Source organism: Streptomyces hyaluromycini (assembly GCF_002217755.1).
GTDB classification, from domain to species: Bacteria; Actinomycetota; Actinomycetes; order Streptomycetales; family Streptomycetaceae; genus Streptomyces; species Streptomyces hyaluromycini.
The window spans coordinates 787,115-812,994 of sequence record NZ_BCFL01000017.1 but is presented as its reverse complement, the minus strand read 5'-3'; the positions used below and the strand labels follow the sequence as shown (position 1 = coordinate 812,994).

The window sequence follows — 25,880 nt, the reverse complement described above, 5'->3', positions numbered from 1 at the left end:
TTCTCAGCCCTGCTCGGCCCACCACTCCTTGAGGGCGGCCACCGCCGCGTCGTGCTCCATCGGCCCGTTCTCCAGCCGCAGCTCCAGCATGTGCTGGTAGGCCTTGCCGACCTCCGGGCCGGGGCGGATACCCAGAATCTCCATGATCTGGTTGCCGTCGAGGTCCGGGCGGATCGCGTCGAGCTCCTCCTTCTCCTGGAGCTCGGCGATGCGCTGCTCCAGGCCGTCGTAGGCACGGGAGAGCGCGGCGGCCTTCCGCTTGTTGCGGGTGGTGCAGTCGGACCGGGTGAGCTTGTGCAGTCGGTCCAGGAGCGGACCCGCGTCACGGACGTAGCGGCGGACGGCAGAGTCCGTCCACTCCCCGGTGCCGTAGCCGTGGAAGCGCAGGTGGAGTTCGACCAGCTGCGAGACGTCCTTCACCAGTTCGTTGGAGTACTTCAACGCCGTCATGCGCTTCTTGGTCATCTTCGCTCCGACCACCTCGTGGTGGTGGAACGAGACCCGGCCGTCCTTCTCGAAGCGGCGGGTGCGCGGCTTGCCGATGTCATGCAGCAGCGCGGCAAGACGGAGGGTTAGGTCGGGGCCGTTCTCCTCCAGCGCCATGGCCTGTTCCAGGACGATCAGTGTGTGGTCGTAGACGTCCTTGTGCCGGTGGTGCTCGTCACTCTCCAGCCGAAGGGCGGGCAGCTCGGGCAGGACGTGGTCGGCGAGGCCCGTGTCGACGAGCAGGGTCAGCCCCTTGCGCGGGTGGGCGGAGAGGATCAGCTTGTTCAGCTCGTCCCGCACCCGCTCGGCCGAGACGATCTCCAGACGGCCGGCCATGTCCTTCATCGCCGCGACGACCTCGGGGGCCACCTCGAAGTCCAGCTGCGCGGCGAAGCGGGCGGCGCGCATCATCCGCAGCGGGTCGTCCGAGAAGGATTCCTCGGGCGTCCCCGGGGTGCGCAGCACGCGCTTTGCCAGGTCTTCTCGACCGCCGTACGGGTCGATGAACTCCTTCTCCGGCAGTGCCACGGCCATCGCATTGACCGTGAAGTCACGGCGGACGAGGTCCTCCTCGATGGAGTCGCCGTACGAGACCTCGGGCTTGCGTGAGGTGCGGTCGTAGGCCTCGGACCGGTAGGTGGTCACCTCGATCTGAAAGGGCCTGACAGCGTCTCCGACGCGGGCCTCCTTCTGCGCGCCGACGGTACCGAAGGCGATCCCGACCTCCCAGACGGCATCCGCCCAGGGCCGGACGATCTTCAGTACGTCCTCGGGGCGTGCGTCGGTCGTGAAGTCCAGGTCGTTGCCGAGCCGGCCCAGCAGCGCGTCCCGGACCGAGCCGCCGACCAGAGCAAGCGAGAACCCGGCCTCCTGGAATCGGCGGGCGAGGTCGTCGGCGACGGGCGCCACCCGCAGCAGTTCGCTCACCGCGCGCTGCTGCGCCTGGCTCAGGGCAGAGGGATTGACTTCATTGGCGTTCGGCACAACAGAACAGACTACGTGCCCCAGACGGTCCGAAGCGCCTCCATATTCCGGCAGCGCCCCATGTAATGGCTCCCTGCGGAGAGGGTGGGACATCTCACTCCATACCCCGATAAGCACAGCGCTCGCCGCTTACCAGAATCCCCCGGCGATACTGGATATAGGGGACGGTCCGATCTCATCTCCCGATCTTGTGAAGCACACCGCGGCACTTCCGTTCAGCGCACCTCGTTACCATGCGTGGACGCACATTCCGACGACCACTGACGACGACGAGGGACGGACGAGCGCGTGGCCGAGGCGGCAGACTTCCAGGGGACGCCCTCACCTGCCCGCCGCTGGCTGCGGCGCACCGGGGCACTGTTCGCGGGTGCGCCCCTGCTGGCTGGACTGATGCAGCTGCCCGCGGCGGCGCCGGCGCAGGCGGCAGGCTCGGACACCGTGTCCGTCGCCCTGGACTCGCTGAGCCCCAGCGCCCCCAGCGACGGGGACACGCTCACGGTCTCGGGCACGGTGACCAACAACGGCAAGCAGGCCGTCACGGACGCGCACGTGGACCTGCGGATGGGCTCCCTGCTCAGCACGCGCTCCGAGATCGACACGGCCGCCCGGCACTCCGACGATCTCCAGTCGAGCCTCGGCACCGAGATCGGCGGCAAGTACACCGAGGACTTCGACTCGCTCGACCCGGGGGTCGCCGAGCACTTCAGCATCTCCGTGCCGGTCGACAAGCTCGATCTCGGCCAGGACGGCGTGTACCAGTTCGGCGTCTCGCTCTCCGGCAAGACGTCTGCGCAGCAGTGGGACCAGGTCCTCGGCATCCAGCGCACGTTCCTGCCGTGGCAGGCCTCCGAGGCCGACACGAAGACGAAGACGACGTATCTGTGGCCGCTGATCTCCACCGTCCATGTGACGGCGAAGACGGGGGCGGGCGAGCTCCAGACGCCCGTCTTCCAGAACGACGACCTCGCCAAGGAGATCTCGCCCGGCGGCCGGCTGGCCCAGATGCTGGCGCTCGGCAAGGATCTTGACGTCACCTGGGTGATCGACCCGGATCTGCTGGCCTCGGTCGACGCCATGACCCGCAGCTACCGGATCCAGGGCGCGAGCGGCACCACCACGGCCGGCACCCATCAGGCGGTGGCCAAGCAGTTCCTGGCCGACCTGCAGGACGCGGTGACGGACAGGGAAGTGGTGGCCCTCCCCTTCGCCGACCCGGACCTGGCCTCCCTCGCCCACAACGGCACCAGCGTGACCGGCTCGCTGAGCCACCTGAAGGACGCCACCGACGTCGCCACCACCACCGTGAAGACCGTGCTCCATGTCACGCCGAACACAGACTTCGCGTGGCCCGTGAACGGCGCCGTCGACCCCTCGATCATCAAGGTCGCCACCTCTGCGGGTGCCGACAAGGTGATCGCCCGCAGCGACAGCCTCCAGGAGACCGGCGGGCTGACCTACACGCCCTCGGCAGCCCGTCCGATCGGCGGCGGCACGACAGCGGTGGTCGCCGACGCGCGGCTGTCCACGGCTTTCGAGGGCGATCTGACGCAGGCCGACTCGTCCACGCTCGCCGTGCAGCAGTTCCTCGCCCAGAGCCTGGCGCTGAACACCCAGACCGACAAGCAGCGCAGTATCGTCGTCGCCCCGCAGCGGATGCCGTCGGCAAGCCAGGCCCAGGCGATGGCGACGGCGATCACCGCGCTACAGGACAGCAACTGGTCGCAGTCCCAGGATCTCGCGGCGGCCGCCAAGGCCAAGCCCGACCCCGGCGCGACCACGAAGATCCCTTCCTCGTCCGCGTACCCGTCCTCGCTGCGCAAGCAGGAACTGCCCCGGACGGCCTTCGAGCAGATCGCCCGCACCCAGGACAAGCTCGACAACTTCCAGGTGATCCTCACCGACGAGTCCCGGGTGGTGACCCCCTTCGGGCGGGCCATAAACCGCGAGATGTCCACGTCGTGGCGGGGCAGCGGCAGTGAGGCGGACAGCTTCCGCACGAGCGTGGAGTCCTGGCTCGACGACCTCATCAGCCAGGTCCAGCTGATCGACAAGTCGGAGACCAAGCTCTCCGGCCGCAGCGCCACCATCCCGGTCACCGTCCAGAACAATCTGGTCCAGGGCGTCGACCACCTCGTCCTGCGGCTCACCTCGACCATGCCGACCCGACTGGAGATCGGCGGCAATCCCTACTACGAGCAGCCTGTCGCGGTGTCCGGCGGCCACAGCCAGTCCGTGAAGTTCTCCACCTCGGCCAATGCCAACGGCCGGGTGGAGGTCACCGCCCAGCTCTACACCGTGGACGGCCAGAAGTACGGCGCGCCCGTCAAGTTCGACGTGAAGGTCACCGAGGTCACGCCGACGGTGATGCTGGTCATCGGCGGCGGTGTGCTGCTGCTGGTCCTCGCCGGCTTCCGGATGTACACCCAGCGCAAGCGGGCGGCCGCCCGGCGGGCCGAAGAGGACGACGGCCCCGACGAGGCGGGCGAGGACACCCCGGACGCCCCCGGCGCCCCGGAGACTCCCGTTGCCTCAGAGGCCGAGAGCCCGTCAGAGGCCGAGAGCCCGGGGGACACCGAGGACACCGATGGGCCGGGGAACCCCGCTGCCCACGGGGATCGTCTCCAGGAGGAGTCCGTCGCCCGGTCCCGGGCAGACGACCCGGAGCAGCCGAGTGACCCGACGCCGGACACCGCACCGGAAAGCGCCGACCCGTCCGAGACGGGTGAGAGAGTGGACCGTTGAGCGATGTCGTGGCCGGTGGGCCCGGGACGATGAGGTGGGGTAACCATGAACGCGCCGTACGACGGTGAACGCGGCCAGGGCGCGGCCGGTTCGGGCTACCCCGAGCCGCCGCCGGAGCCCGGCCAGGTCCCGCCGCAGCACGCGGCTGACATGTACCTCCAGGACGCCTACGACCAGGACCCCTACCGGGCGCGTGATCTCTCCGCCCAGGACCCGGTCGCCGAGGCGCTCTACGACCGTGCCGCTCACCCCCCGCCGGCTCCGGGTACCTACCCGCAGCAGCCGCTGTACGGGCAGCCCGCCCAGTCGCCGTACGCCCCCGACCCGCACGTGTGGGCCCAGACCCCGGCGCCGGAGCCGGACGGCCCGAGCCAGTACCTGCCGTACGGCGACAACCCGCGCACGACCCAGTTCGTGGGCGTGGACGACCTGGTCTCGCACTCCGGTGAGGAGCGCCACGAGCCCGACGCCTTCGCACATCTCTTCCGCGATCAGCAGCAGAGCGGCTACCGGGATCCGCAGCAGGGCGGCGGTCAACTGCCGTCGGAGCCCCCGTCGGTACCCGGTCCGGCAGCCTCCCCGGGAGGCCCTGCGCAGATGCCGCAGTACCGGGCACCGATGGCACCGATGGCCCCGACTCCTCCGGCTGCCGCGACCGACCAGACGCTGAACCTCGGTGCCGTGCCCGCCGCGGCCGCGGCGCCCGCCCCCGCGAAGAAGGGCGGGAAGGCCTCGGGCCTGCTCAAGTCGAGCGCCGTGATGGCGGCGGGCACGATGGTCTCCCGCCTCACCGGCTTCGTCCGCTCCGCGCTGATCGTCTCCGCGCTCGGCGTGGGCCTGCTCGGCGACACCTTCCAGGTCGCCTACCAGCTGCCGACGATGATCTACATCCTGACCGTCGGCGGCGGCCTCAACTCGGTCTTCGTGCCGCAACTGGTGCGTGCCATGAAGGAGGACGACGACGGCGGCGAGGCCTTCGCCAACCGCCTGCTGACCCTCGTCATGGTGGCACTGGGCCTCCTCACCGCGGCCACCATCGCAGCCGCGCCCTTCCTCATCCGCCTGCTGTCCGACCCGGTCGCCAGCGACCCGGCGGCCAACCAGGTCGGTATCACCTTCGTCCGCTACTTCCTGCCCTCGATCTTCTTCATGGGCATCCACGTGGTGATGGGCCAGATCCTCAACGCGCGGGGCAAGTTCGGCGCGATGATGTGGACCCCGGTCCTCAACAACATCGTCATCATCGTCACCCTCGGCCTGTTCATCTGGGTGTACGGCACCGCCGCGCACTCCGGCATGAAGGTCACCACCATCCCGCCGGAGGGCCAGCGGCTGCTCGGCCTCGGCGTGCTCCTCGGCCTCGTGGTCCAGTCCCTGGCGATGATCCCCTACCTGCGCGAGACCGGCTTCCGGCTGCGGCTGCGCTTCGACTGGCGGGGCCACGGCCTCGGCAAGGCGGCAACGCTCGCCAAATGGACCATCCTGTTCGTCCTCGCCAACCAGGCGGGCGCGATCGTCGTCTCCCAGCTGTCGACCTCGGCCGGCAAGCACTCCCCGGTCGACGGCACCGGTTTCGCCGCCTACGCCAACGCCCAGCTGATCTGGGGCCTGCCGCAGGCCATCATCACGGTCTCCCTGATGGCCGCGCTGCTGCCGCGGATCTCCCGGTCGGCCGCCGAGAACGACACGGGTGCCGTCCGCGACGACATCTCCCAGGGCCTCAGGACGACCGCTGTCGCGATCGTCCCCATCGCCTTCGGGTTCCTGGCCCTCGGCATCCCGATGTCCACCCTGATCTTCGGTTCCTCGGGCATCAGCGAGGCCACCAACATCGGGTACATGCTGATGGCCTTCGCCCTCGGCCTGATCCCCTACTCGGTGCAGTACGTCGTCCTGCGCGCGTTCTACGCCTACGAGGACACCCGCACCCCCTTCTACAACACGGTCATCGTCGCCGCGGTCAACGCGGGTGCCTCGGTCGCCTGTTACATGCTGCTCCCGGCCCGCTGGGCGGTGGCCGGCATGGCCGCCTCCTACGGCCTCGCCTACGCGATCGGCGTGGGTGTCGCCTGGCGGCGGCTGCGCAAGCGGCTCGGCGGCGACCTGGACGGCTCCCGGGTCACCCGTACCTATGCCAGGCTCTGCATCGCCTCCGTACCGGCGGCGCTGCTCAGTGGTGCGGCCTGCTACGGCATCGGTCACACTCTGGGGCAGGGTGTGATCGGTTCCTTCGCCGCGCTGCTGGTCGGCGGAGCGGTCCTGCTCGGCGTCTTCTACGTCGCCGCGCGTCGCATGCGCATCGAGGAGCTCAACTCCCTCGTGGGTATGGTGCGCGGGCGGCTGGGTCGTTGAGGCGGGGGTAAGCGCACAACCATCGTTCGCCGCCGTGTGTCGTGCATAGCGGAGGACTGTGGGCACAATTGGTTTCGGCGTCGGACAGCGTGCAACGGATGGGGAGGCAGGGAACGACGGTGGCGGAACGGAGCACGGCTGCCGTCGACGTGGCAGACAACAGCGGTGACAAGCCGCTGACCGCCAAGGCGGAACAGTCCACGGCCGACGGGGTGGCCCAGAACCCGGAGCGGGACACGGACAGCGACAAGGCACAGGGAAGCGGCTCAGCCGCGGGTGCTGAGAAGAAGACCGCACCCCCGGAACTGCACAGCGGACACAAACTGGCCAGACGCTACCGCCTTGAGGAGTGCGTCACCCGTCTGGACGGATTCAGCAGTTGGCGTGCGGTCGACGAGAAACTCCGGCGTGCCGTCGGCGTGCACATCCTGCCCGCCGACCATGCGCGCACCCGGGCGGTGCTGGCGGCAGCCCGGTCCGCCGCGCTGCTCGGCGACCCCCGGTTCGTACAGGTGCTGGACGCCGTCGAGGAGAACGACCTCGTCTACGTCGTCCACGAATGGCTCCCGGACGCCACCGAACTGACCGCGCTGCTCGCGGCCGGACCGCTGGAGCCGCACGACGCCTACCAGATGGTCAGTCAGATCGCCTCCGCCATGGCGGCAGCGCACCGCGAGGGGCTGGCCCATCTCCGCCTCAACCCGAACGCCGTCCTGCGCGCCTCCACCGGCCAGTGGCGCATCCGCGGCCTCGCGGTGAACGCGGCGCTGCGCGGCATCAGTTCCGACACCCCGCAGCGCGCCGACACCGAGGCGATCGGCGCCCTGCTGTACGCGGCGCTGACCCAGCGCTGGCCGTACGAGAGCGACGCCTACGGTCTGGCCGGTCTGCCCAAGGACGTCGGCCTGATCGCCCCCGACCAGGTACGTGCCGGTGTCCACCGCGGCTTGTCCGAGCTCACCATGCGGGCTCTGGTCAACGACGGCGCCACCGCCTCCCGCCACGAGTCCGCGTGCACCACGCCGGAGGAGCTGGTGAAGGCGATCGGCGAGATGCCCCGCATCCGCCCGCCGGAGCCGGCGTTCACGGCACCGCCCGAGTACCAGCGCACCACCTACCAGCAGGGCACCTACGGCCGTCCCACGCCGCCCGGCGTGACGCAGCCGCTCCAGGCACCGCCGCCCCCGCTGCAGAGCCGTACCGGCAAGGCCCTGAAGTGGGCTGTCTCGGCCCTCCTCATCGCCGCCCTGGGCCTGGGCAGCTGGCAGCTCGCGGACGCCCTGATGAACCAGAGCGACAAGTCCGACGACACCAACAACACCCAGCCGACGGACGACGGGGACAAGAACAGCACCAGCCCCGCGCCCTCCGCCGCGATAAAGATCCAGGACGCCCAGGAGTACGTCGCCGACGGCGGTGCCCAGCATCCGAGCGACGTGAAGCTGACCTACGACGGAAACACCTCGACGTACTGGAAGACCAAGAGCTTCACAGACGGTCCCGAGCTGGCCCCCTACAAGGCTGGCGTAGGCATCGTCTACGACCTCGGCTCCGCCAAGGAACTCACCACGGGGACCATCTCCCTTCGCTACGCTGGCGATCACACAACGGTCGACCTGTACGCGGCCGACTCGCTGACCCCGGGGTCGATCAGCTCGATGACGAAGATCGGCAGCGTCACCACCACCGGAAACACCGCCACGGTGAAGGTCAGCAAGAAGGTGAAGAGTCAGTACGTCCTCGTGTGGCTCACCGCCGTGCCGTACTCGGGCAACGACTCGGCCGCGTATGCCGGAGTCGGCTACAAGCAGGCCATCACCGAAGTGAAGTTCACAGGCTGACGTCTCACCGACGGCACCGAAGGCGGAGGGGGCAGATGGCGGAGGGCGCCGGATACGGCGGAGTGAGCGATCAGGATCTGCTCGCCCGCCATGTGGAGGGCGACCCCGATGCCTTCGGTGAGATCGTGCGGCGGCACCGGGACCGGCTCTGGGCGGTCGCCCTGCGGACCCTGGGGGACCGCGAGGAAGCCGCTGACGCCGTCCAGGACGCCCTGGTCTCCGCCTACCGGGCCGCCCACACCTTCCGGGGCCAGTCGGCCGTCACAACGTGGCTGCACCGGATCACCGTGAACGCCTGCCTCGACCGTGCCCGTAAGGCCGCCTCCCGCAAGACCGCTCCCGTCGATGACACCGAGCGGCTGGAGCAACTGCTGGAGCCGCATGAATCGGCCTCCGCTCCAGCCGAGCGGAACGACCTGCACCGCCAGCTCCTGGAAGCCCTCGGCACCCTGCCCCACGACCAGCGGGCCGCCCTCGTCCTGGTCGACATGCAGGGCTACCCGGTCGCCGAGGCGGCGCGGATCCTCGATGTGCCCACAGGGACGGTGAAGAGCCGCTGCGCTCGCGGCAGAGCCAGACTCCTTCCGCTGCTCACCCATCTACGGCCGGAAAACACCGGTGACGACAATGACCCGGACCCGGCACGGAACCGGGCGGAGGGGACATCCGTCCCACCCGCAGCGGGGTCTCACAACAGGGGCCCACAGGACACCGGGCCGAGTGACTCAGCCGCAGTGAAGGGCGGAGGTGGGCGAGCGTGACTTCGACGACAGACACGACCGGGCACCCGGACGTCGCGGAGATCTCCGACCTCACCGAGGGCCTGCTGCCCCCCACCCGGACCGCAGAAGTACGGCGGCACCTGGACGAGTGCGAGCTCTGTGCCGACGTCCACACCTCGTTGGAGGAGATCCAGGGTCTGCTGGGCTCGCTTCCGGGTCCGCCGCGCATGCCGGCCGATGTCGCCGGCCGGATCGACGCCGCACTCGCGGCCGAGGCTCTGCTGAACGCCACAGCACCTGAGGCACATGTTTCACGTGAAACATCGCCTCGCGAAATGTCGTCGCCGGGGGACCGTCCTGCCGGTCGGTCGAATGCCTCCACCCGTCCCGGCCGCAAGGACCGCGGACGTGATCGCGGCCGACGCCGCCGGACGGTCGTCCTCGGCGCTGTCTTCACCGCAGCCGTCCTGGGCGCCGGTTCCTTCTTCCTCCAGTCGCTCGGCGGCAATGAGCCCACGACAGCTCAGGGCAAGCCGACGAACTCCGCCGTGACCTTTTCCCAGAGCACCCTCCAGGGCCAGGTGAAGGACCTCCTCGGCACGAAGACGAGCGCACAGCGAGGCTCCCAGAAGCCCTTCAGTGTCGAATCCCAGGCCACCGGCCAGCCGGACTCGACGCAGAGCCCGAAAATCCTGCTCCAGCCCTCGACACGGGTACCCGACTGCGTCCGCCAGGGCATCACCCAGACCGGCGACGCTCTGGGTGCGAAGAAGGGGACGTACGAGGGGAAGGACGCGTACCTCGTCGTACTCCCGGACGCCTCCGATGCTTCCCGGGTGACGGCGTACGTCGTCGACGCGTCCTGTGTCGGCAAGGCCTCCGCCTCCACCGGCAAGGTCCTCCTGACGGAGTCTCTGGCTCATCCCTGAGTGTTCCCCAGGAACCGCCTCAGAGGGGAAGCGCATCGTCTCGCCCCAGCGTGGAAATCCGTACGGTGTGGGATCCCCGTGTGCCCGGACACACCGGGAATGCGCGCCCCTTAGGATCCGTTGGGTGGTGTGAGAGCTTCTGAGAAGAACTCCCACCGGTCGAATGACGTAGACCAGAGACGAGGAATCAAGCCGTGAGCGACGTCCGTAACGTGATCATCATCGGCTCCGGGCCCGCCGGCTACACGGCGGCGCTCTACACCGCGCGCGCGTCGCTGAAGCCCCTGGTGTTCGAGGGGGCCGTCACCGCGGGCGGTGCCCTGATGAACACCACCGAGGTGGAGAACTTCCCGGGCTTCCGCGACGGCATCATGGGCCCCGACCTCATGGACAACATGCGCGCCCAGGCCGAGCGCTTCGGTGCCGAGCTGGTTCCGGACGACGTCGTCTCCGTCGACCTGAACGGTGAGATCAAGACCGTCACCGACACCGGCGGCACGGTCCACAAGGCGAAGGCCGTCATCGTCACCACCGGCTCGCAGCACCGCAAGCTCGGTCTCCCGAACGAGGACGCCCTCTCCGGACGCGGTGTCTCCTGGTGTGCCACGTGTGACGGGTTCTTCTTCAAGGACCAGGACATCGCCGTGATCGGCGGCGGCGACACCGCGATGGAGGAGGCGACCTTCCTCTCGCGGTTCGCCAAGTCCGTGACGATCGTCCACCGCCGGGACACCCTGCGCGCCTCCAAGGCGATGCAGGAGCGCGCCTTCGCCGACCCGAAGATCAAGTTCGCCTGGGACAGCGAGATCGCCGAGGTCCAGGGTGAGCAGAAGCTGGCCGGTCTGAAGCTGCGCAACGTCAAGACCGGCGAGCTCTCCGACCTGCCGGTGACCGGCCTGTTCATCGCGATCGGCCACGACCCGCGCACCGAGCTCTTCAAGGGCCAGCTGGACCTCGACGAGGAGGGCTACCTCAAGGTGGCCTCCCCCTCGACGCACACCAACCTGACCGGTGTCTTCGCCGCCGGTGACGTGGTCGACCACACCTACCGCCAGGCAATCACCGCAGCCGGCACCGGCTGCTCCGCCGCTCTCGACGCCGAGCGTTTCCTCTCCGCCCTCGCGGACGAGGAGAAGGCCGAGCCCGAGAAGACCGCTGTCTGATCTTTCCCCTTCCGCCCCACCGCACGATCAAGTAAAGGAGCCCGCCGTGGCCGGCACTCTGAAGCATGTGACCGACGCCGACTTCGAAGAGGTCGTCCTCAAGAGCGACAAGCCCGTCCTGGTGGACTTCTGGGCCGAGTGGTGCGGTCCGTGCCGCCAGATCGCCCCGTCGCTTGAGGCGATCGCCGCCGAGCACGGTGAGAAGATCGAGATCGTCAAGCTGAACATCGACGAGAACCCGAACACGGCGGCCAAGTACGGCGTCATGTCGATCCCGACCCTGAACGTCTACCAGGGCGGCGAGGTCGCCAAGACCATCGTCGGCGCCAAGCCCAAGGCCGCGCTTGTCCGCGACCTTGAGGACTTCATCGCCGAGTGATGTTTCACGTGAAACACGAATGGGCCAACCCCAAGGGTTGGCCCATTCGCTTTGCGGCACTCACAGCGGCCGAAGCGCTGGTTCCTTCTGTACGGCTCCCAGAAGCCGGTCGAGCGCCATCTCCACGTCTTCCTTCCAGGAGAGCGTCGTCCGTAGCTCCAGCCGCAGCCTGGGGTGCAAGGGATGCTGCCGGACCGTCTTGAAGCCCACGGCCAACAGATGCTCTGCAGGCAGCAGACAGGCCGGCTCCTTGTAGCGGGCGTCGCCGAACGCCTCGATGGCCTTGAAGCCCCGCCGCAGCAGATCCTTGGCGACCGTCTGCACCATCACACGCCCGAGGCCCTGCCCCTGATAGCCGGGCATGATGAAGCCGGTCATGAGCTGCACGGCGTCCGATGAAACCGGGCTCGTGGGGAACGCCGTGGAGCGCGGGACGTAGGCGGGCGGCGCGTAGAGCACAAAGCCCACCGGTACGTCGTCGACATAGACCACCCGGCCGCACGATCCCCAGTCGAGCAGGACGGCGGAGATCCAGGATTCTTTCTCCAGCGCGGGTGTACCCGCTCTCACCGCTGCTTCGCCGCTGACGGGATCCAGTTCCCAGAAGACACACGAGCGACAGCGCTGGGGAAGGTCCTGAAGGTTGTCCAGCGTGAGCGGTACGAGCCGACGCCCCATGAAGGCTGTTCCTCGCTTCCTTCGCCCGCAGCATCGCGAGCGGCTGTCAGAGCGCTGCGTTCCCTGAGCAGACTGCCGAAGAATCCGACGGTCGCGCCCAGTCCCAGACCCGCGCTCACCAGTCCGGTGCGGCTCATCGATCGCATGGCCCCCGCCTCTCTCAGAGGTGCTGCCAGCTGTCGGGTGGATGCGCCATACCGTTCGCATCGTATCCACACAGCGATTCCATCGATACCGCCTGAAAGCAAAGAGCGGACCGCGTTCCGTTACACACCGGACATGGTCCGCTCCCTGAGCGACGAGGCGCCGACCGGACGGGAAACGTCCGGTCGGCGGGACGGTCAGTCCTCGAACTCCTCGGATCCCTCAGAGGCCGAGGAGTCTCCGTCGTGGAGGCCCTGGTGCAGGACCGGCCCCTCGCCCGGGGCGAGCGAGCCGAGGATCCGCTCAAGGTCTTCCATCGAGGCGAACTCGACGGTGATCTTGCCCTTCTTCTGCCCCAGGTCGACCTTCACCCGCGTCTCGAAGCGGTCCGAGAGCCGGGTCGCGAGGTCGCTCAGCGCCGGGGAGACCCGGGCGCCGGCCCGCGGTCCCTTGGCGCGCGTCGTCGTCTGGGGTCGCGAGCCCATGAGGGTCACGATCTCCTCGACGGCCCGCACCGACAGCCCCTCGGCGACGATCCGGTGGGCCAGCCGGTCCTGCTCCTCCGAGTCATCGACGGAGAGCAGCGCCCGGGCGTGCCCGGCCGACAGGACTCCGGCGGCCACCCGGCGCTGGACCGCCGGGGAGAGCTTCAGCAGTCGCAGGGTGTTGGAGACCTGCGGGCGGGAGCGCCCGATGCGGTCGGCCAGCTGGTCGTGCGTGCAGTTGAAGTCCTTCAGCAGCTGGTCGTAGGCAGCGGCCTCTTCCAGCGGGTTCAGCTGGGCGCGGTGCAGGTTCTCCAACAATGCGTCCAGGAGGAGCTTGTCGTCGTCCGTCGCCCGGACGATCGCCGGGATTGCGTCGAGTCCGGCCTCACGGCAGGCCCGCCAGCGCCGCTCGCCCATGATGAGCTCGTAGCGAGAGGGACCCAACTGCCGTACGACGACGGGCTGGAGGAGGCCGACCTCTTGGATGGAGGTGACCAGCTCCTGGAGAGCGTCCTCGTCGAAGACCTCACGCGGCTGACGCGGGTTCGGCGCGATGTCGTCGAGGGGGATCTCCGCGAAGTGGGCGCCCATCGGAGGAGCAGGCGTCTCCACGCCACCTGCGACTCCGAACACCGACAGTTCCTCGGTTTCATGTGAAACAGCCGGCAGCGTCGTCACCTTGGCCGCGGCGACCCCACGGTCGGTCGTCAGCACCGGAACCGCGGCGGGGGACGGCGCTACCGTTCCCCCCACGGCCGTCTGGGCCGGGTTCTTCTCGGTCGGGGCAGTTGGGATCAGTGCACCGAGCCCACGACCCAGCCCCCTCCGTCGCTCGCTCACTGGATCCCCTCCACCATGTTCGGGTTGGTCTGAGCACCGATATGGGCCTGCGTCGGGTCGTAGCTGACCCCGATGCCCTTCAGCGCGATTTCTCGGGCCGCCTCAAGGTAGGAGAGGGCACCGCTCGATCCAGGATCGTAGGTCAGTACCGTCTGCCCGTAGCTCGGCGCCTCTGAGATGCGGACCGAGCGGGGAATGCTCGTCCGCAGCACCTCGTCACCGAAGTGGCTGCGCACCTCGTCCGCGACCTGGGACGCGAGACGCGTCCGGCCGTCGTACATGGTGAGCAGGATGGTCGACACGTGCAGGTCGGGGTTGAGGTGCCCCCGCACCAGGTCGACGTTGCGCAGCAGCTGGCCGAGGCCCTCCAGCGCGTAGTACTCGCACTGGATCGGGATGAGCACCTCGGCGCCCGCGACGAGCGCGTTGACCGTCAGCAAGCCGAGCGAGGGCGGGCAGTCGATGAGGATGTAGTCCAGCGGCTGCTCATACGCCTGGATCGCCCGTTGCAGCCGGCTCTCCCGTGCCACCAGGGACACCAGCTCGATCTCCGCACCGGCGAGATCAATCGTGGCGGGGGCACAGAAGAGACCCTCGACGTCCACCACCGGCTGGACGACCTCGGCCAGCGGCTTGCTCTCGACCAACACGTCGTAGATGGACGGAACTTCGGCGTGATGGTCGATACCCAGCGCAGTGGACGCATTGCCCTGTGGGTCGAGGTCGATCACCAGGACGCGGCTGCCGTGCAGGGCCAGGGACGCGGCAAGGTTGACCGTTGTGGTCGTCTTGCCGACACCGCCCTTCTGGTTGGCGACCACCATGACTCTGGTCTGCTCCGGACGTGGCAGACCTTCGCCGGCACGGCCCAGAGCCTCCACAGCGAGTTGGGCAGCACGACCGATGGGAGTGTCGTCCATAGGGGGCGGTGTTTCACGTGAAACATCCACCCCCATCGACTCGGTACGGGGACCGGGGACCGGATCGGTCATCGGTCCCGCGATGTTGGCGTCGGACCGCAAGGATTCACTCTCCTCGACTTCAGGCTCGCAATGAACAGAGCCTCCCATGCCTTCGGGGTCGCGAACCAGTGAGGCCTGGTGTTCTGTGGAGAAATCCACCTCTGTGGACAACTCCGTGCCCCGCAGGGAGGACGGAGTGTCACCAGAGGCCCCCTCTCTGAGGGAACCGAGGGGCTTTCGGTCGCGCGGTTCGGCCGCGGCGCGGCCCCGGCCGATGATGCCGTGTAGCAGTGAGCGACGTTTCACGTGAAACACGATGCACAGCGAGCGGTACCGAAAAGCCGCGACACTCCGTCATGCATAGGTTTGGCAGCTTGTGTGGAGTACGTCTGGTCGTCAGGACGGATCAGCGGCGCCTACGTGCCCTCCCTGTACGGGCCGCCTTCGCACGCTTGGCCGCGAAGCGCACACCGCCCGGGCTCTCCCCGACCTCCACACGGACGACGGTCGACAGCGGATCCACCACGCCCTCACCCACATGCAGGATGGACGTGGTCACCGCACCCAACTTGGTCAGCGCGGTAGACGCGGCTTTCAGCTCCTCCTCCGCCGTGTCCCCCTTGAGGGCGAGCATCTCGCCGTAAGGACGCAGCAGCGGGATGCCCCAGGCGGCCAGCCGGTCCAGCGGGGCCACGGCACGGGCCGTCACCACATGCACCGGAGGCAGCTTGCCCATGACCTCCTCGGCGCGGCCCCGCACCACGGTGACATGGTCCAGACCGAGCAGCTCGACGACCTCGGTCAGGAAGTTGGTGCGCCGCAGCAATGGCTCCAACAGGGTGATGTTGAGGTCCTCACGAACCAGCGCCAGCGGAATGCCCGGCAGCCCGGCCCCGGAACCCACGTCGCACACCGTCACCCCCTCGGGGACGGCCTCCGAGAGCACCGCACAGTTCAGCAGGTGGCGCTCCCACAGACGGGGCACTTCCCGCGGGCCGATCAGACCACGCTGCACACCTGCCTCGGCGAGCAGCTCCGCGTAGCGGACCGCATCGGCGAAGCGCTCGCCGAACACTTCCCGCGCCTGCTCGGGCGCCGGGGGGAGCTCCGCAGCCTCCGTCACGGGGGACCGTCCTTCCGTACAGCGCCGGCGCTCCACGCACCGGCCACCAGAACTACCAGGCTGACAAAGTTCGGCCCCGCCTGCTCAACAGACGGGGCCGGTACAACGGGGGGACCGCTCAGGCAGGCAGTACGACGACGAACCGCTGGGGCTCCTCGCCCTCCGACTCGCTGCGCAGACCGGCGGACTTGACCGCGTCGTGCACGACCTTGCGCTCGAACGGGGTCATCGGCTTGAGCTTCACGGGCTCGCCGGTGTTCTTCACTTCGGCGGCGGCCTTGGCGCCCAGCTCGGAGAGCTCGGCGCGCTTCTTGGCTCGGTAACCCGCGATGTCGAGCATCAGCCGGCTACGGTCACCGGTCTCCCGGTGCACGGCCAGGCGGGTCAGCTCCTGGAGCGCCTCCAGCACCTCGCCGTCGCGGCCGACCAGCTTCTGCAGGTCGCGGCCGCCCGAGTCGCTGATGATCGACACCGAGGCGCGGTCGGCCTCGACATCCATGTCGATGTCGCCGTCGAGGTCGGCGATGTCCAGCAGGCCCTCAAGGTAGTCCGCCGCGATCTCGCCCTCCTGCTCCAGGCGGGTCAGGGTGTCTGCACCCTCGGCAGCGGCGGAGGTGGTGCCTTCCGTCACGGGATGGGCTCCTTCTTACTTCTTGGACGGGGACTTGGGGCGCTGCGGACCGCCCTTGCGCTGACCGGACTGGGCCCTGCTGCGGCCGTTGGAGCCGCCCTTCGGGGCCTGCTGGGCAGCCGGCTTGGCGTCCTGCGGCTCGTCGGTCTTCTCGAGCGAGGTCGTCGTGTCCGCCGGATCAGCCGAATCCGACGAGTCCGAAGAAGCCGACGTGGAGTCGCCGGGCGCCTTCACCGCGCCGGACTGCCGCTGGGCCTTGCTCTGGCGCTTGGGCTGCTGCCGCCTGGCGGCACCGGTGGCCGTGACGCCGTCCTCGGTCTGCGCGACGGCCTGGGCCTCGCCCTTCGCCACGGTGCCGTCGGCCTGGGCCGTGAGGCCGGCCTTGGTCAGCGCGTTGATGAACGTGCGCTCGAACTCGTTGCGGTCCCGGCCCTTGGCGACGATCGCCTTGACGATGGTCTTCTCACTGCGCCGACGGGTCTTGCCGTGGTGCGTGACGTGCTTGGTGAGGCGCTCCAGGTAGGCGGCCTGGGCCTTGGAACCCGGGGTCGGGTTGTTGCGGATGACGTACATCTGCTGGCCCATGGTCCACACGTTGGTGGTCAGCCAGTAGACGAGGACACCGACCGGGAAGTTGATACCGAAGACGGCGAACATGACCGGGAAGACGTACATCAGCATCTTCTGCTGCTGCATGAACGGCGTCTTCACCGTGGTGTCGACGTTCTTCGTCATCAGCTGGCGCTGCGTGTAGAACTGCGACGCCGACATCAGGACGATCATGATCGCGGTGACGACCCGGACGTCCGTGAGGGAGGCACCGAGCGCCTCCACCTTCGAGGAGCCGTCCGTGAACTTCGCGGCGAGCGGTGCCCCGAAGATGTGGGCCTTACGGGCACTGGCGAGCAGCGACTCGTTGATGACGCCGATCGTCGAGCCCGTCGCGATGCCGTTGAGCACGTGGTACAGGGCGAAGAAGAACGGGGACTGCGCCAGGATGGGAAGGCACGAGGAGAGCGGGTTGGTGCCCGACTCCTTGTACAGCTTCATCATCTCTTCGGACTGACGCTGCTTGTCGTTCTTGTAGCGCTCCTGGATCTTCTTCATCTCGGGCTGGAGCGTCTGCATGGCCCGGGTCGCCTTGATCTGCTTCACGAAGAGCGGGATCAGGCAGATGCGGATCAGGATCACCAGGGACACGATGGACAAGCCCCAGGCCCAGCCCGTGTCGGGACCGAAGATCTTCCCGTACACCGAGTGGAACTGGACGATGACCCATGAGACGGGTGTCGTGATGAAGCTGAACAGGCTGGCAATCGTGTCCACTAATCATGCTCCTTGGGCATGGGACGAAGTCTCTGCGGCCGGGCTCGAAGAAAGCTCGGAAGGAGGCTTCTCCTCGGTGGCCGGTTCGGCGGCGGAGGGCCCGCCCCTGCGTGCACGCCAGGCGTCACGCAGCATTTCGTGCCACCGCGGGCGCTTGCGCGGCGGAACATGGTCCACACCGCCGAGCGACCACGGATTGCACCGCAGGATGCGCCAGGCCGTGAGTGCCGTGCCCTTGATCGCACCGTGCCGGTCGATGGCCGTATAGCCGTAGTGGGAGCACGACGGGTAGTACTTGCACACCGGCCCCAACAGTGGACTGATCGTCCACTGGTACAGCTTGATCAGAGCCAGCAGCGGGTACTTCATCGCGCGCCCCCTCCCAGCAGCCGCTCGATGGCGGCATCCAGGTCTCGGGCCAGCTGTGCATGGTCGGCGTCGCCCGCTCCGGGCAGCGCTCGTACGACTACCAGGCTACCGGGGGGAAACAGGGCGACTCGCTCACGCATCAGATGGCGCAGTCTGCGCTTCACTGTGTTGCGCACAACGGCACCACCCACGGCCTTGCTCACGACGAAACCCGCACGCGTCGGGGGAGCGCTCTCCCCAGGCGCGTGCGGGTCCGTGGCACCGCTACGAAGGTGGACGACGAGGGACGGGCGGCCTGCCCGGCGCCCCCGTCGAACCGCGGTCGCGAAATCCTCGCGCCGCCTCAGCCGATGCTCGGTAGGCAGCACGACGTCATGACCTGATCGGGATCAGGCGGACAGGCTGGCGCGACCCTTGGCACGACGGTTCGCGAGAATCGCGCGGCCGGCACGGGTGCGCATCCGCAGGCGGAAGCCGTGGGTCTTCGCGCGACGACGGTTGTTCGGCTGGAAGGTGCGCTTGCTCACTCGGGGGCTCCAGAAATCAAATCGGTGGTGGCGGGTGCCATCCTGGCTGTCACCGTGCGCCCACGAGTAGCTCGCATCACGCCCGAGTGCACCGCTTCCCGATCACCTTCAGCGATCTGTGCCCATCGGAGGCAGGCGGCAGCAGCCATCGACAACTCGACCTGGTTACGGTACGCGGGGCTACGCCATTCGGTCAAACCAGCAGTGACGGAGAGACACTATCCACAGGCTGGGGACAACAACTTGAACCGCACCCGCCACGCTGACTACCGTGGCTGAACTCCGATTCGTTCCTTTATCCCCGCCCGACCCGATATTCATCCCGACCCGTCCTCGAACCACACGTTCGTGGGACCTGTGAGAGAGCGTGCCCTGTGGCTGACGTACCTGCCGATCTTGCCGCAGTGTGGCCACGAGTACTGGAGCAGCTCCTCGGTGAGGGCCGCGGCCAGGGGGTGGAGACGAAGGACGAACACTGGATCCGACGCTGCCAGCCACTCGCGCTGGTCGCGGACACCGCCCTGCTCGCCGTACCGAACGAGTTCGCGAAGAACGTACTGGAGGGCCGTCTCGCACCGATCGTCAGCGAGACCCTGAGCCGCGAGTGCGGGCGCCCGATCCGGATCGCGATCACCGTGGACGAGTCCGCCGGCGAGCCCCCGGCCCCGCCGGCTCCCCCCGTGAAGACACAGCGTTACGAGGAGCCCGAGCTCCCGTCGTCGCAGTACGACGGAGGGTACGGCCGTCACCGCGCCGACCAGCTGCCGGACCAGGGCGGACGCGACCAGCTCCCCACCGCCCGCCCCGCCTACCCCTCCGAGTACCAGCGCCCCGAGCCCGGCGCCTGGCCGCGCCCCGGACAGGACGAGTACGGCTGGCAGCAGCCGCGGCTCGGCTTCCCCGAGCGCGACCCCTATGCCTCACCGTCCCAGGACGCGTACCGCTCGGACGGCTACGGCGGCCAGGACTCCTACGGCCAGGAGTACCGCCCGCAGCAGCCGCCGGCGCGGCCGCCGTACGAGCAGCAGCGCGCGGAGTACGAACCGCCGCGCCCCGACTACGACCGGTCGGACTATGAGCGACCCGACTACGACCGGTCCGACTACGACCGGGACTCCGGGCGCCGTGAGCTGCCCGAGTCCTCGGGCGGGCCGGGCCAGGGGCACCGGGGCGGTCCCGGACGGCCGGACCTGCCGAGCGCCGGCGGGCCCGGACCACACGGCGCGAAGTCCGCGCCGGCTGGCGGCCCCGGTGAACCGACCGCCCGCCTGAACCCGAAGTACCTCTTCGACACGTTCGTCATCGGCGCGTCCAACCGCTTCGCGCACGCGGCCGCGGTCGCCGTCGCCGAGGCGCCCGCCAAGGCGTACAACCCCCTCTTCATCTACGGGGAGTCGGGACTCGGCAAGACGCACCTGCTGCACGCGATCGGGCACTACGCGCGCAGCCTCTACCCGGGCACCCGGGTGCGGTACGTGAGTTCGGAGGAGTTCACCAACGAGTTCATCAACTCCATCCGCGACGGCAAGGGCGACAGCTTCCGCAAGCGCTACCGCGAGATGGACATCCTGCTCGTCGACGACATCCAGTTCCTCGCGGACAAGGAGTCGACGCAGGAGGAGTTCTTCCACACCTTCAACACGCTCCACAACGCGAACAAGCAGATCGTGCTCTCCAGCGACCGGCCGCCCAAGCAGCTGGTCACGCTGGAGGACCGGCTGCGGAACCGGTTCGAGTGGGGTCTGATCACCGACGTCCAGCCGCCGGAGCTGGAGACGCGGATCGCGATCCTCCGCAAGAAGGCGGTGCAGGAGCAGCTGAACGCGCCGCCGGAGGTCCTGGAGTTCATCGCCTCCCGCATCTCGCGCAACATCCGTGAGCTGGAGGGCGCGCTGATCCGGGTGACGGCGTTCGCGTCGCTCAACCGGCAGCCGGTCGATCTCGGACTGACCGAGATCGTGCTGAAGGACCTGATCCCCGGGGGGCAGGACTCCACGCCGGAGATCAGCGCCACGGCGATCATGGCGGCGACCGCGGACTACTTCGGGCTCACCGTCGAGGACCTGTGCGGCAGTTCGCGCGGCCGGCAGCTGGTCACGGCGCGGCAGATCGCGATGTACCTGTGCCGGGAGCTGACGGATCTGTCGCTGCCGAAGATCGGGGCGCAGTTCGGGAACCGGGACCACACGACCGTGATGCACGCCGACCGGAAGATCCGGGCGCTGATGGCGGAGCGGCGGTCGATCTACAACCAGGTGACAGAGCTGACCAACCGCATCAAGAACGGCTAGTGGTGTAGCCGACGGTTCTACGGCGTTCAGGGCGCCCTTGGGAGAGATCCCGGGGGCGCCTTTTGGCGTCCTGGGGTGGTTCCGGGAGTGGTCCGCTGCGGGCTCGGCGGGGGCTGGTCGCGCAGTTCCCCGCGCCCCTTCGGGGCGCAGGCTGTTCGATTACCGGCCTGGTTACGGGCGTCCTCCACAGATTTGCCGACTTTCTTGCGTCCACACCCTGGGGACTGTGAAGTTGTCCCGAGCGTCGTCCACAGGCTGGGGGTTGAAAGCGCATCGGGGCAGCTCAGGTGGCTGTGGAATCGTGGACAACGGATCTCCACAGACTGTGGACGACGAAAAGATCCACAGGCTGTGCATGAAGTTGTCCACCGGTAGCCCACAGGCTGAGGGGCGGTTGTCCCCAGCGATCCCCAGCTTCTCCACACCGCTGTCCACTGTTCGGCAACGCGACGCGCCTCCTCACCGAGTCGAGTGAAAGGCGTCACACGAAGCTGCCGGGTTGGGCTGTGGGAAAGGTGGGTAAAGCTGGGGACGGTGTTGGGGAGAACTCCCCTCGGGCTGTGCATGGCGTGTGCAGAACTTTCTGTTCTCCACAGCGACACCCAGTTGTCCACCGGTGCCACCCACAGGGGCAGTGGACAAAATCTTGGCCCTGAGCTGGGCAAACGAGGTTATCCACGGTATCCACAGGCCCTACTACTACTGACAACTAGAGAGAGCTGGGAATCCGTTTCGAAGAGGGCCCTGTGCACAACTCGCTCTCCGGCCTCTGACCGCGCCTCGTCACGACTTGACCCCGAGAGGCACCAGCTGTCAGTGCGGTGCGTCAGACTGGTCCCCGGTGTTCTTCCCCTCCCCAGGGCCGACGACACCGAGACAGACGACGAAGACGCAGCAGGGCGAGAAGCCCCGGCAACAGCAGGAGGCGGGCTTACGGTGAAGATCCGGGTGGAACGCGACGTACTCGCGGAGGCAGTGGCCTGGGCGGCACGCAGCCTCCCGGCCCGTCCGCCGGCGCCGGTCCTCGCCGGCCTGCTCCTGAAGGCCGAGGACGGCCAGCTGAGCCTGTCCAGCTTCGACTACGAGGTCTCCGCGCGGGTCAGCGTCGAGACCGAGGTCGAGGAGGAGGGCACGGTGCTCGTCTCCGGCCGGCTGCTCGCCGACATCTGCCGTGCGCTCCCCAACCGGCCGGTGGAGATTTCCACGGACGGTGTACGGGCCGTGGTGGTCTGTGGATCGTCCCGGTTCACGCTGCACACCCTGCCGGTGGAGGAGTACCCGTCCCTGCCGCAGATGCCGAACGCGACGGGCACGGTCCCGGGTGAGGTCTTCGCCTCCGCGGTCTCCCAGGTGGCCATCGCCGCCGGGCGTGACGACACGCTGCCGGTGCTGACCGGTGTGCGCATCGAGATCGAGGGCGACACGGTCACCCTGGCCTCCACCGACCGCTACCGCTTCGCGGTCCGCGAGTTCCTGTGGAAGCCGGAGAACCCGGAGGCCTCCGCGGTCGCCCTGGTGCCCGCCAAGACGCTCCTGGACACCGCCAAGGCCCTCACGAGCGGCGACAGCGTCATCCTGGCCCTCTCCGGCTCCGGCGCGGGCGAGGGGCTCATCGGCTTCGAGGGCGCCGGCCGCCGTACGACCACGCGGCTGCTCGAAGGCGACCTGCCGAAGTACCGCACGCTCTTCCCGACCGAGTTCAACTCCGTCGCCGTGATCGAGACCGCCCCCTTCGTCGAGGCCGTCAAGCGCGTCGCCCTGGTCGCCGAGCGGAACACGCCGGTGCGGCTCAGCTTCGAGCAGGGTGTGCTGATCCTGGAGGCCGGTTCCAGCGACGACGCACAGGCTGTGGAAAGGGTCGACGCGCAGCTGGAGGGCGACGACATCTCGATCGCCTTCAACCCGACGTTCCTGCTGGACGGCCTGAGCGCGATCGACTCGCCGGTGGCGCAGCTGTCGTTCACGACGTCCACGAAGCCGGCGCTGCTGAGCGGGAAGCCGGCGGTGGATGCCGAGGCGGACGAGGCGTACAAGTACCTGATCATGCCGGTGCGGCTCAGCGGCTGAGTTGTCCACAGCTGTGCACGGTGCCGGGTGCCCCCTGTGGGTATCCGGCACCGAGGCCCGGTGGGTTTCCCCAGGTGAGCGGCTATGCCCACAACTGTGCGCAAAGGGCCGGGATTAGGCTCGGACGCGGGCACGAACGTGTCCCTCCTGCCACACCGCAACCTAAGGAACCAACTGATGGAGCTCGGTCTCGTCGGCCTCGGCAAGATGGGCGGCAACATGCGCGAGCGGATCCGCCGCGCGGGCCACACCGTCGTCGGATACGACCGCAACCCGGACCTCGCCGATGTCCACAGCCTGGAAGAGCTTGTGGGCAAGCTCACCGGGCCGCGTGTGGTGTGGGTGATGGTCCCGGCCGGGGCGCCGACGCAGTCCACGATCGACGAACTGGCCGAGCTCCTGGAGCCCGGTGACGTGGTCGTCGACGGCGGCAACTCCCGCTGGACGGACGACGAGAGGCACGCCGAGGAGCTGGCTGCCAAGGGCATCGGCTTCGTCGACTGCGGGGTCTCCGGCGGTGTCTGGGGCCTGGAGAACGGCTACGCGCTGATGTACGGCGGCGATGCCGAGCACGTCGAGAAGGTCCGGCCGGTCTTCGACGCGCTGAAGCCCGAGGGCGACTTCGGTTCGGTGCACGCCGGCAAGGTCGGCGCGGGCCACTTCGCGAAGATGGTCCACAACGGCATCGAGTACGCGATGATGCAGGCCTACGCTGAGGGCTGGGAGCTGCTCGAGAAGGTCGACTCCGTCACGGACGTGCGCGAGGTCTTCCGCTCCTGGCAGGAAGGGACGGTCATCCGTTCCTGGCTGCTCGACCTCGCGGTGAACGCCCTCGACGGGGACGAGCACCTGGACAAGCTGAAGGGTTATGCACAGGACTCCGGCGAGGGCCGGTGGACTGTGGAGGCCGCGATAGACAACGCGGTGCCGCTGCCCGCGATCACCGCCTCGCTGTTCGCGCGGTTCGCCTCCCGGCAGGAGGACTCGCCGCAGATGAAGATGATCGCCGCGCTGCGCAACCAGTTCGGCGGTCACGCCGTAGCGGCGAAGTAAGACGAAGTAGCAGGTCACGGGGAGGTCGGCGAAACACCCATGCACGTCACGCATCTGTCGCTGGCCGACTTCCGTTCCTATGCCCGGGTCGAGGTCCCGCTCGACCCGGGCGTCACCGCCTTCGTCGGCCCCAACGGCCAGGGCAAGACCAACCTCGTGGAGGCCGTCGGCTATCTCGCGACCCTCGGCAGCCACCGGGTCGCGACCGACGCCCCCCTGGTCCGCATGGGCGCCGACCGGGCGGTCATCCGGGCGCAGGTCCGGCAGGGCGACCGGCAGCAGCTGGTCGAGCTGGAGCTCACCCCCGGCAAGGCCAACCGCGCCCGCATCAACAGGTCCTCGCAGGTCAGGCCGCGTGACGTGCTGGGGATCGTACGGACCGTGCTGTTCGCGCCGGAGGACCTCGCGCTGGTGAAGGGCGATCCCGGCGAGCGGCGCCGCTTCCTGGACGAGCTGATCACCGCGCGGTCGCCGCGGATGGCGGGCGTGCGGTCCGACTACGAGCGGGTGCTGAAGCAGCGGAACACCCTGCTGAAGACCGCGGCCCTCGCCCGGCGGCACGGCGGCCGCTCCATGGACCTGTCCACGCTCGACGTGTGGGACCAGCACCTCGCGCGCGTGGGTGCCGAGCTGCTCGCCCAGCGGCTCGACCTGGTCGCCGCGATCCAGCCCCTTGCCGACAAGGCGTACGAGCAGCTGGCGCCGGGCGGCGGTCCCGTCGCGCTGGAGTACAAGCCGTCGGCGCCCGGCGAGGCCCATACGCGCGAGGACCTGTACACCCAGCTGATGGCGGCCCTGGCGGACGCCCGCAAGCAGGAGATCGAGCGGGGTGTGACGCTGGTCGGCCCGCACCGCGACGACCTGGTCCTCAAGCTGGGGCAGCTGCCCGCGAAGGGGTACGCCTCGCACGGCGAGTCCTGGTCGTACGCGCTGGCGCTGCGCCTCGCGTCGTACGACCTGCTGCGGGCCGAGGGGAACGAGCCGGTGCTGGTGCTCGACGACGTGTTCGCCGAACTCGACGCGCGGCGCCGGGAGCGGCTGGCGGAGCTGGTCGCGCCCGGGGAGCAGGTGCTGGTCACCGCCGCTGTGGACGACGACGTACCGCACATCCTCACGGGTACGCGCTACGCGGTGGCCGACGGGACGGTGGAGCGGGCATGAGCACCGACGGACCGGCGCCCGGGAACGAACCCTCCGGTGTCGACCTCGCGCGCGTGGCGCTCAGGGCGGCCAAGGAGGCGGCACGCGCGCGTGGGGACGCGGCGCAGCAGAAGAAGCAGGCGCGGCGCGGTGGCCTGCGCTCCGGGGCGCGCGCCGACGGCCGCGACCCGATGGCGCTGGGTTCCGCGATCAACCGGCTGATCACCGAGCGGGGCTGGGAGACGCCGGCCGCGGTGGGCGGGGTGATGGGCCGCTGGCCGGAGATCGTCGGTGACGATCTGGCCAACCACTGTGTGCCGCAGCGCTACGACGAGGACGAGCGCGTGCTGGTCGTGCAGTGCGACTCGACGGCCTGGGCGACCCAGCTGCGCCATCTGGCACCCGCGCTGGTCGCCCGCCTGAACGAGGACCTGGGGCACGGCACCGTACGCATGATCAAGGTGCTCAATCCGGGCGGTCCGGCCCGGCGCTACGGCCCGTTGCGCGCCCCCGGGAGCACCGGTCCCGGCGATACCTACGGGTGACTTACGTCACGCCACGAGCCGGGTGCGGAGCCGTCGTACGGCCGCCTCGGCTGATCGTCGTACCACTGCACGCGGTTGCGAATCGCGACCTGACCCCGGAG

The 25,880-nt window shown here is 68.8% G+C and carries 22 protein-coding genes; 12 read left to right on the top strand and 10 right to left on the bottom strand.

All coding sequences use genetic code 11. The features are described 5' to 3' along the window. Positions 1-3: 3 nt before the first annotated feature. Positions 4-1,470, bottom strand: coding sequence for a CCA tRNA nucleotidyltransferase (locus SSP29_RS11600; protein ID WP_089100469.1), 1,467 nt, complete (start codon positions 1,468-1,470; stop codon positions 4-6). A gap of 288 nt (positions 1,471-1,758) precedes the next feature. On the opposite strand from SSP29_RS11600, the gene SSP29_RS11595 reads away from it, so the two are divergent. The 7 genes from SSP29_RS11595 to trxA all read left to right on the top strand — a co-directional run bounded on the left by SSP29_RS11595 (position 1,759) and on the right by trxA (position 11,598). After that, entirely contained in the window at positions 1,759-4,212 is a 2,454-nt protein-coding gene (locus tag SSP29_RS11595; RefSeq protein ID WP_089100468.1) for a DUF6049 family protein, read from the top strand. A gap of 45 nt (positions 4,213-4,257) precedes the next feature. Beyond that, a complete protein-coding gene (gene murJ, locus SSP29_RS11590; RefSeq protein WP_089100467.1) occupies positions 4,258-6,564 on the top strand; it encodes a murein biosynthesis integral membrane protein MurJ in 2,307 nt (768 codons plus the stop codon). 119 nt (positions 6,565-6,683) lie between these two features. After that, positions 6,684-8,405 (top strand): protein kinase family protein, encoded by a 1,722-nt coding sequence (locus tag SSP29_RS55400; RefSeq protein WP_089100466.1) that lies wholly within the window; start codon positions 6,684-6,686, stop codon positions 8,403-8,405. A 35-nt stretch (positions 8,406-8,440) separates the two neighbouring features. Further along, positions 8,441-9,166 (top strand): RNA polymerase sigma factor SigM, encoded by a 726-nt coding sequence (sigM, locus tag SSP29_RS55395; protein WP_089100465.1) that lies wholly within the window; start codon positions 8,441-8,443, stop codon positions 9,164-9,166. After that, positions 9,163-10,056: an anti-sigma factor family protein gene (locus SSP29_RS11575; protein WP_089100464.1), complete on the top strand. Its 894-nt coding sequence runs from the start codon at positions 9,163-9,165 to the stop codon at positions 10,054-10,056. The genes sigM and SSP29_RS11575 overlap by 4 nt, the downstream gene beginning before the upstream one ends. 194 nt (positions 10,057-10,250) lie before the next feature. Then, positions 10,251-11,219: a thioredoxin-disulfide reductase gene (gene trxB / locus SSP29_RS11570; protein ID WP_089100463.1), complete on the top strand. Its 969-nt coding sequence runs from the start codon at positions 10,251-10,253 to the stop codon at positions 11,217-11,219. Positions 11,220-11,265: 46 nt separating this feature from the next. Further along, positions 11,266-11,598 carry a thioredoxin gene (gene trxA / locus SSP29_RS55390; protein WP_089100462.1) on the top strand — a complete coding sequence of 111 codons (333 nt, stop codon included), beginning with the start codon at positions 11,266-11,268 and terminating at the stop codon, positions 11,596-11,598. A gap of 60 nt (positions 11,599-11,658) precedes the next feature. Here trxA and SSP29_RS11560 read toward each other — a convergent pair whose 3' ends face one another. From SSP29_RS11560 to rpmH, 9 genes are all read right to left on the bottom strand, one after another. Continuing rightward, positions 11,659-12,276: a GNAT family N-acetyltransferase gene (locus tag SSP29_RS11560; RefSeq protein ID WP_089100461.1), complete on the bottom strand. Its 618-nt coding sequence runs from the start codon at positions 12,274-12,276 to the stop codon at positions 11,659-11,661. 341 nt (positions 12,277-12,617) lie between these two features. Then, positions 12,618-13,745, bottom strand: a complete 1,128-nt coding sequence (locus SSP29_RS11555; RefSeq protein ID WP_089100460.1) for a ParB/RepB/Spo0J family partition protein — start codon at positions 13,743-13,745, stop codon at positions 12,618-12,620. After that, positions 13,742-14,815 (bottom strand): ParA family protein, encoded by a 1,074-nt coding sequence (locus SSP29_RS11550; RefSeq protein ID WP_089100762.1) that lies wholly within the window; start codon positions 14,813-14,815, stop codon positions 13,742-13,744. The genes SSP29_RS11555 and SSP29_RS11550 overlap by 4 nt, the downstream gene beginning before the upstream one ends. 298 nt (positions 14,816-15,113) lie before the next feature. Then, positions 15,114-15,830: a 16S rRNA (guanine(527)-N(7))-methyltransferase RsmG gene (gene rsmG / locus SSP29_RS11545; protein ID WP_089100459.1), complete on the bottom strand. Its 717-nt coding sequence runs from the start codon at positions 15,828-15,830 to the stop codon at positions 15,114-15,116. 118 nt (positions 15,831-15,948) lie between these two features. Then, positions 15,949-16,461: a Jag family protein gene (locus tag SSP29_RS11540; RefSeq protein ID WP_089100458.1), complete on the bottom strand. Its 513-nt coding sequence runs from the start codon at positions 16,459-16,461 to the stop codon at positions 15,949-15,951. Between the two features lie 15 nt (positions 16,462-16,476). Then, the gene (yidC, locus tag SSP29_RS11535; protein WP_089100457.1) at positions 16,477-17,787 is read right to left on the bottom strand and encodes a membrane protein insertase YidC; all 1,311 of its coding nucleotides are present in this window, start codon (positions 17,785-17,787) and stop codon (positions 16,477-16,479) included. A gap of 3 nt (positions 17,788-17,790) precedes the next feature. Further along, positions 17,791-18,156 (bottom strand): membrane protein insertion efficiency factor YidD, encoded by a 366-nt coding sequence (gene yidD, locus SSP29_RS11530; protein ID WP_089100456.1) that lies wholly within the window; start codon positions 18,154-18,156, stop codon positions 17,791-17,793. Continuing rightward, entirely contained in the window at positions 18,153-18,524 is a 372-nt protein-coding gene (gene rnpA, locus SSP29_RS11525) for a ribonuclease P protein component (RefSeq protein ID WP_089100455.1), read from the bottom strand. The genes yidD and rnpA overlap by 4 nt, the downstream gene beginning before the upstream one ends. Positions 18,525-18,545: 21 nt before the next feature. Next, positions 18,546-18,683: a 50S ribosomal protein L34 gene (rpmH, locus tag SSP29_RS11520; RefSeq protein ID WP_015659252.1), complete on the bottom strand. Its 138-nt coding sequence runs from the start codon at positions 18,681-18,683 to the stop codon at positions 18,546-18,548. Positions 18,684-19,057: 374 nt separating this feature from the next. Between rpmH and dnaA the strand changes: the two genes are divergently transcribed. The 5 genes from dnaA to SSP29_RS11490 all read left to right on the top strand — a co-directional run bounded on the left by dnaA (position 19,058) and on the right by SSP29_RS11490 (position 25,779). Further along, entirely contained in the window at positions 19,058-20,974 is a 1,917-nt protein-coding gene (gene dnaA / locus SSP29_RS11515) for a chromosomal replication initiator protein DnaA (protein ID WP_089100454.1), read from the top strand. Between the two features lie 936 nt (positions 20,975-21,910). Next, the gene (gene dnaN, locus SSP29_RS11505; protein WP_089100453.1) at positions 21,911-23,041 is read left to right on the top strand and encodes a DNA polymerase III subunit beta; all 1,131 of its coding nucleotides are present in this window, start codon (positions 21,911-21,913) and stop codon (positions 23,039-23,041) included. 177 nt (positions 23,042-23,218) lie between these two features. Next, positions 23,219-24,094 (top strand): phosphogluconate dehydrogenase (NAD(+)-dependent, decarboxylating), encoded by an 876-nt coding sequence (gene gnd / locus SSP29_RS11500; protein ID WP_089100452.1) that lies wholly within the window; start codon positions 23,219-23,221, stop codon positions 24,092-24,094. Positions 24,095-24,133: 39 nt separating this feature from the next. Beyond that, positions 24,134-25,255, top strand: coding sequence for a DNA replication/repair protein RecF (gene recF, locus SSP29_RS11495; protein WP_089100451.1), 1,122 nt, complete (start codon positions 24,134-24,136; stop codon positions 25,253-25,255). Next, positions 25,252-25,779: a DciA family protein gene (locus SSP29_RS11490; RefSeq protein ID WP_089100450.1), complete on the top strand. Its 528-nt coding sequence runs from the start codon at positions 25,252-25,254 to the stop codon at positions 25,777-25,779. The genes recF and SSP29_RS11490 overlap by 4 nt, the downstream gene beginning before the upstream one ends. The last annotated feature ends 101 nt before the right edge of the window (positions 25,780-25,880 follow it).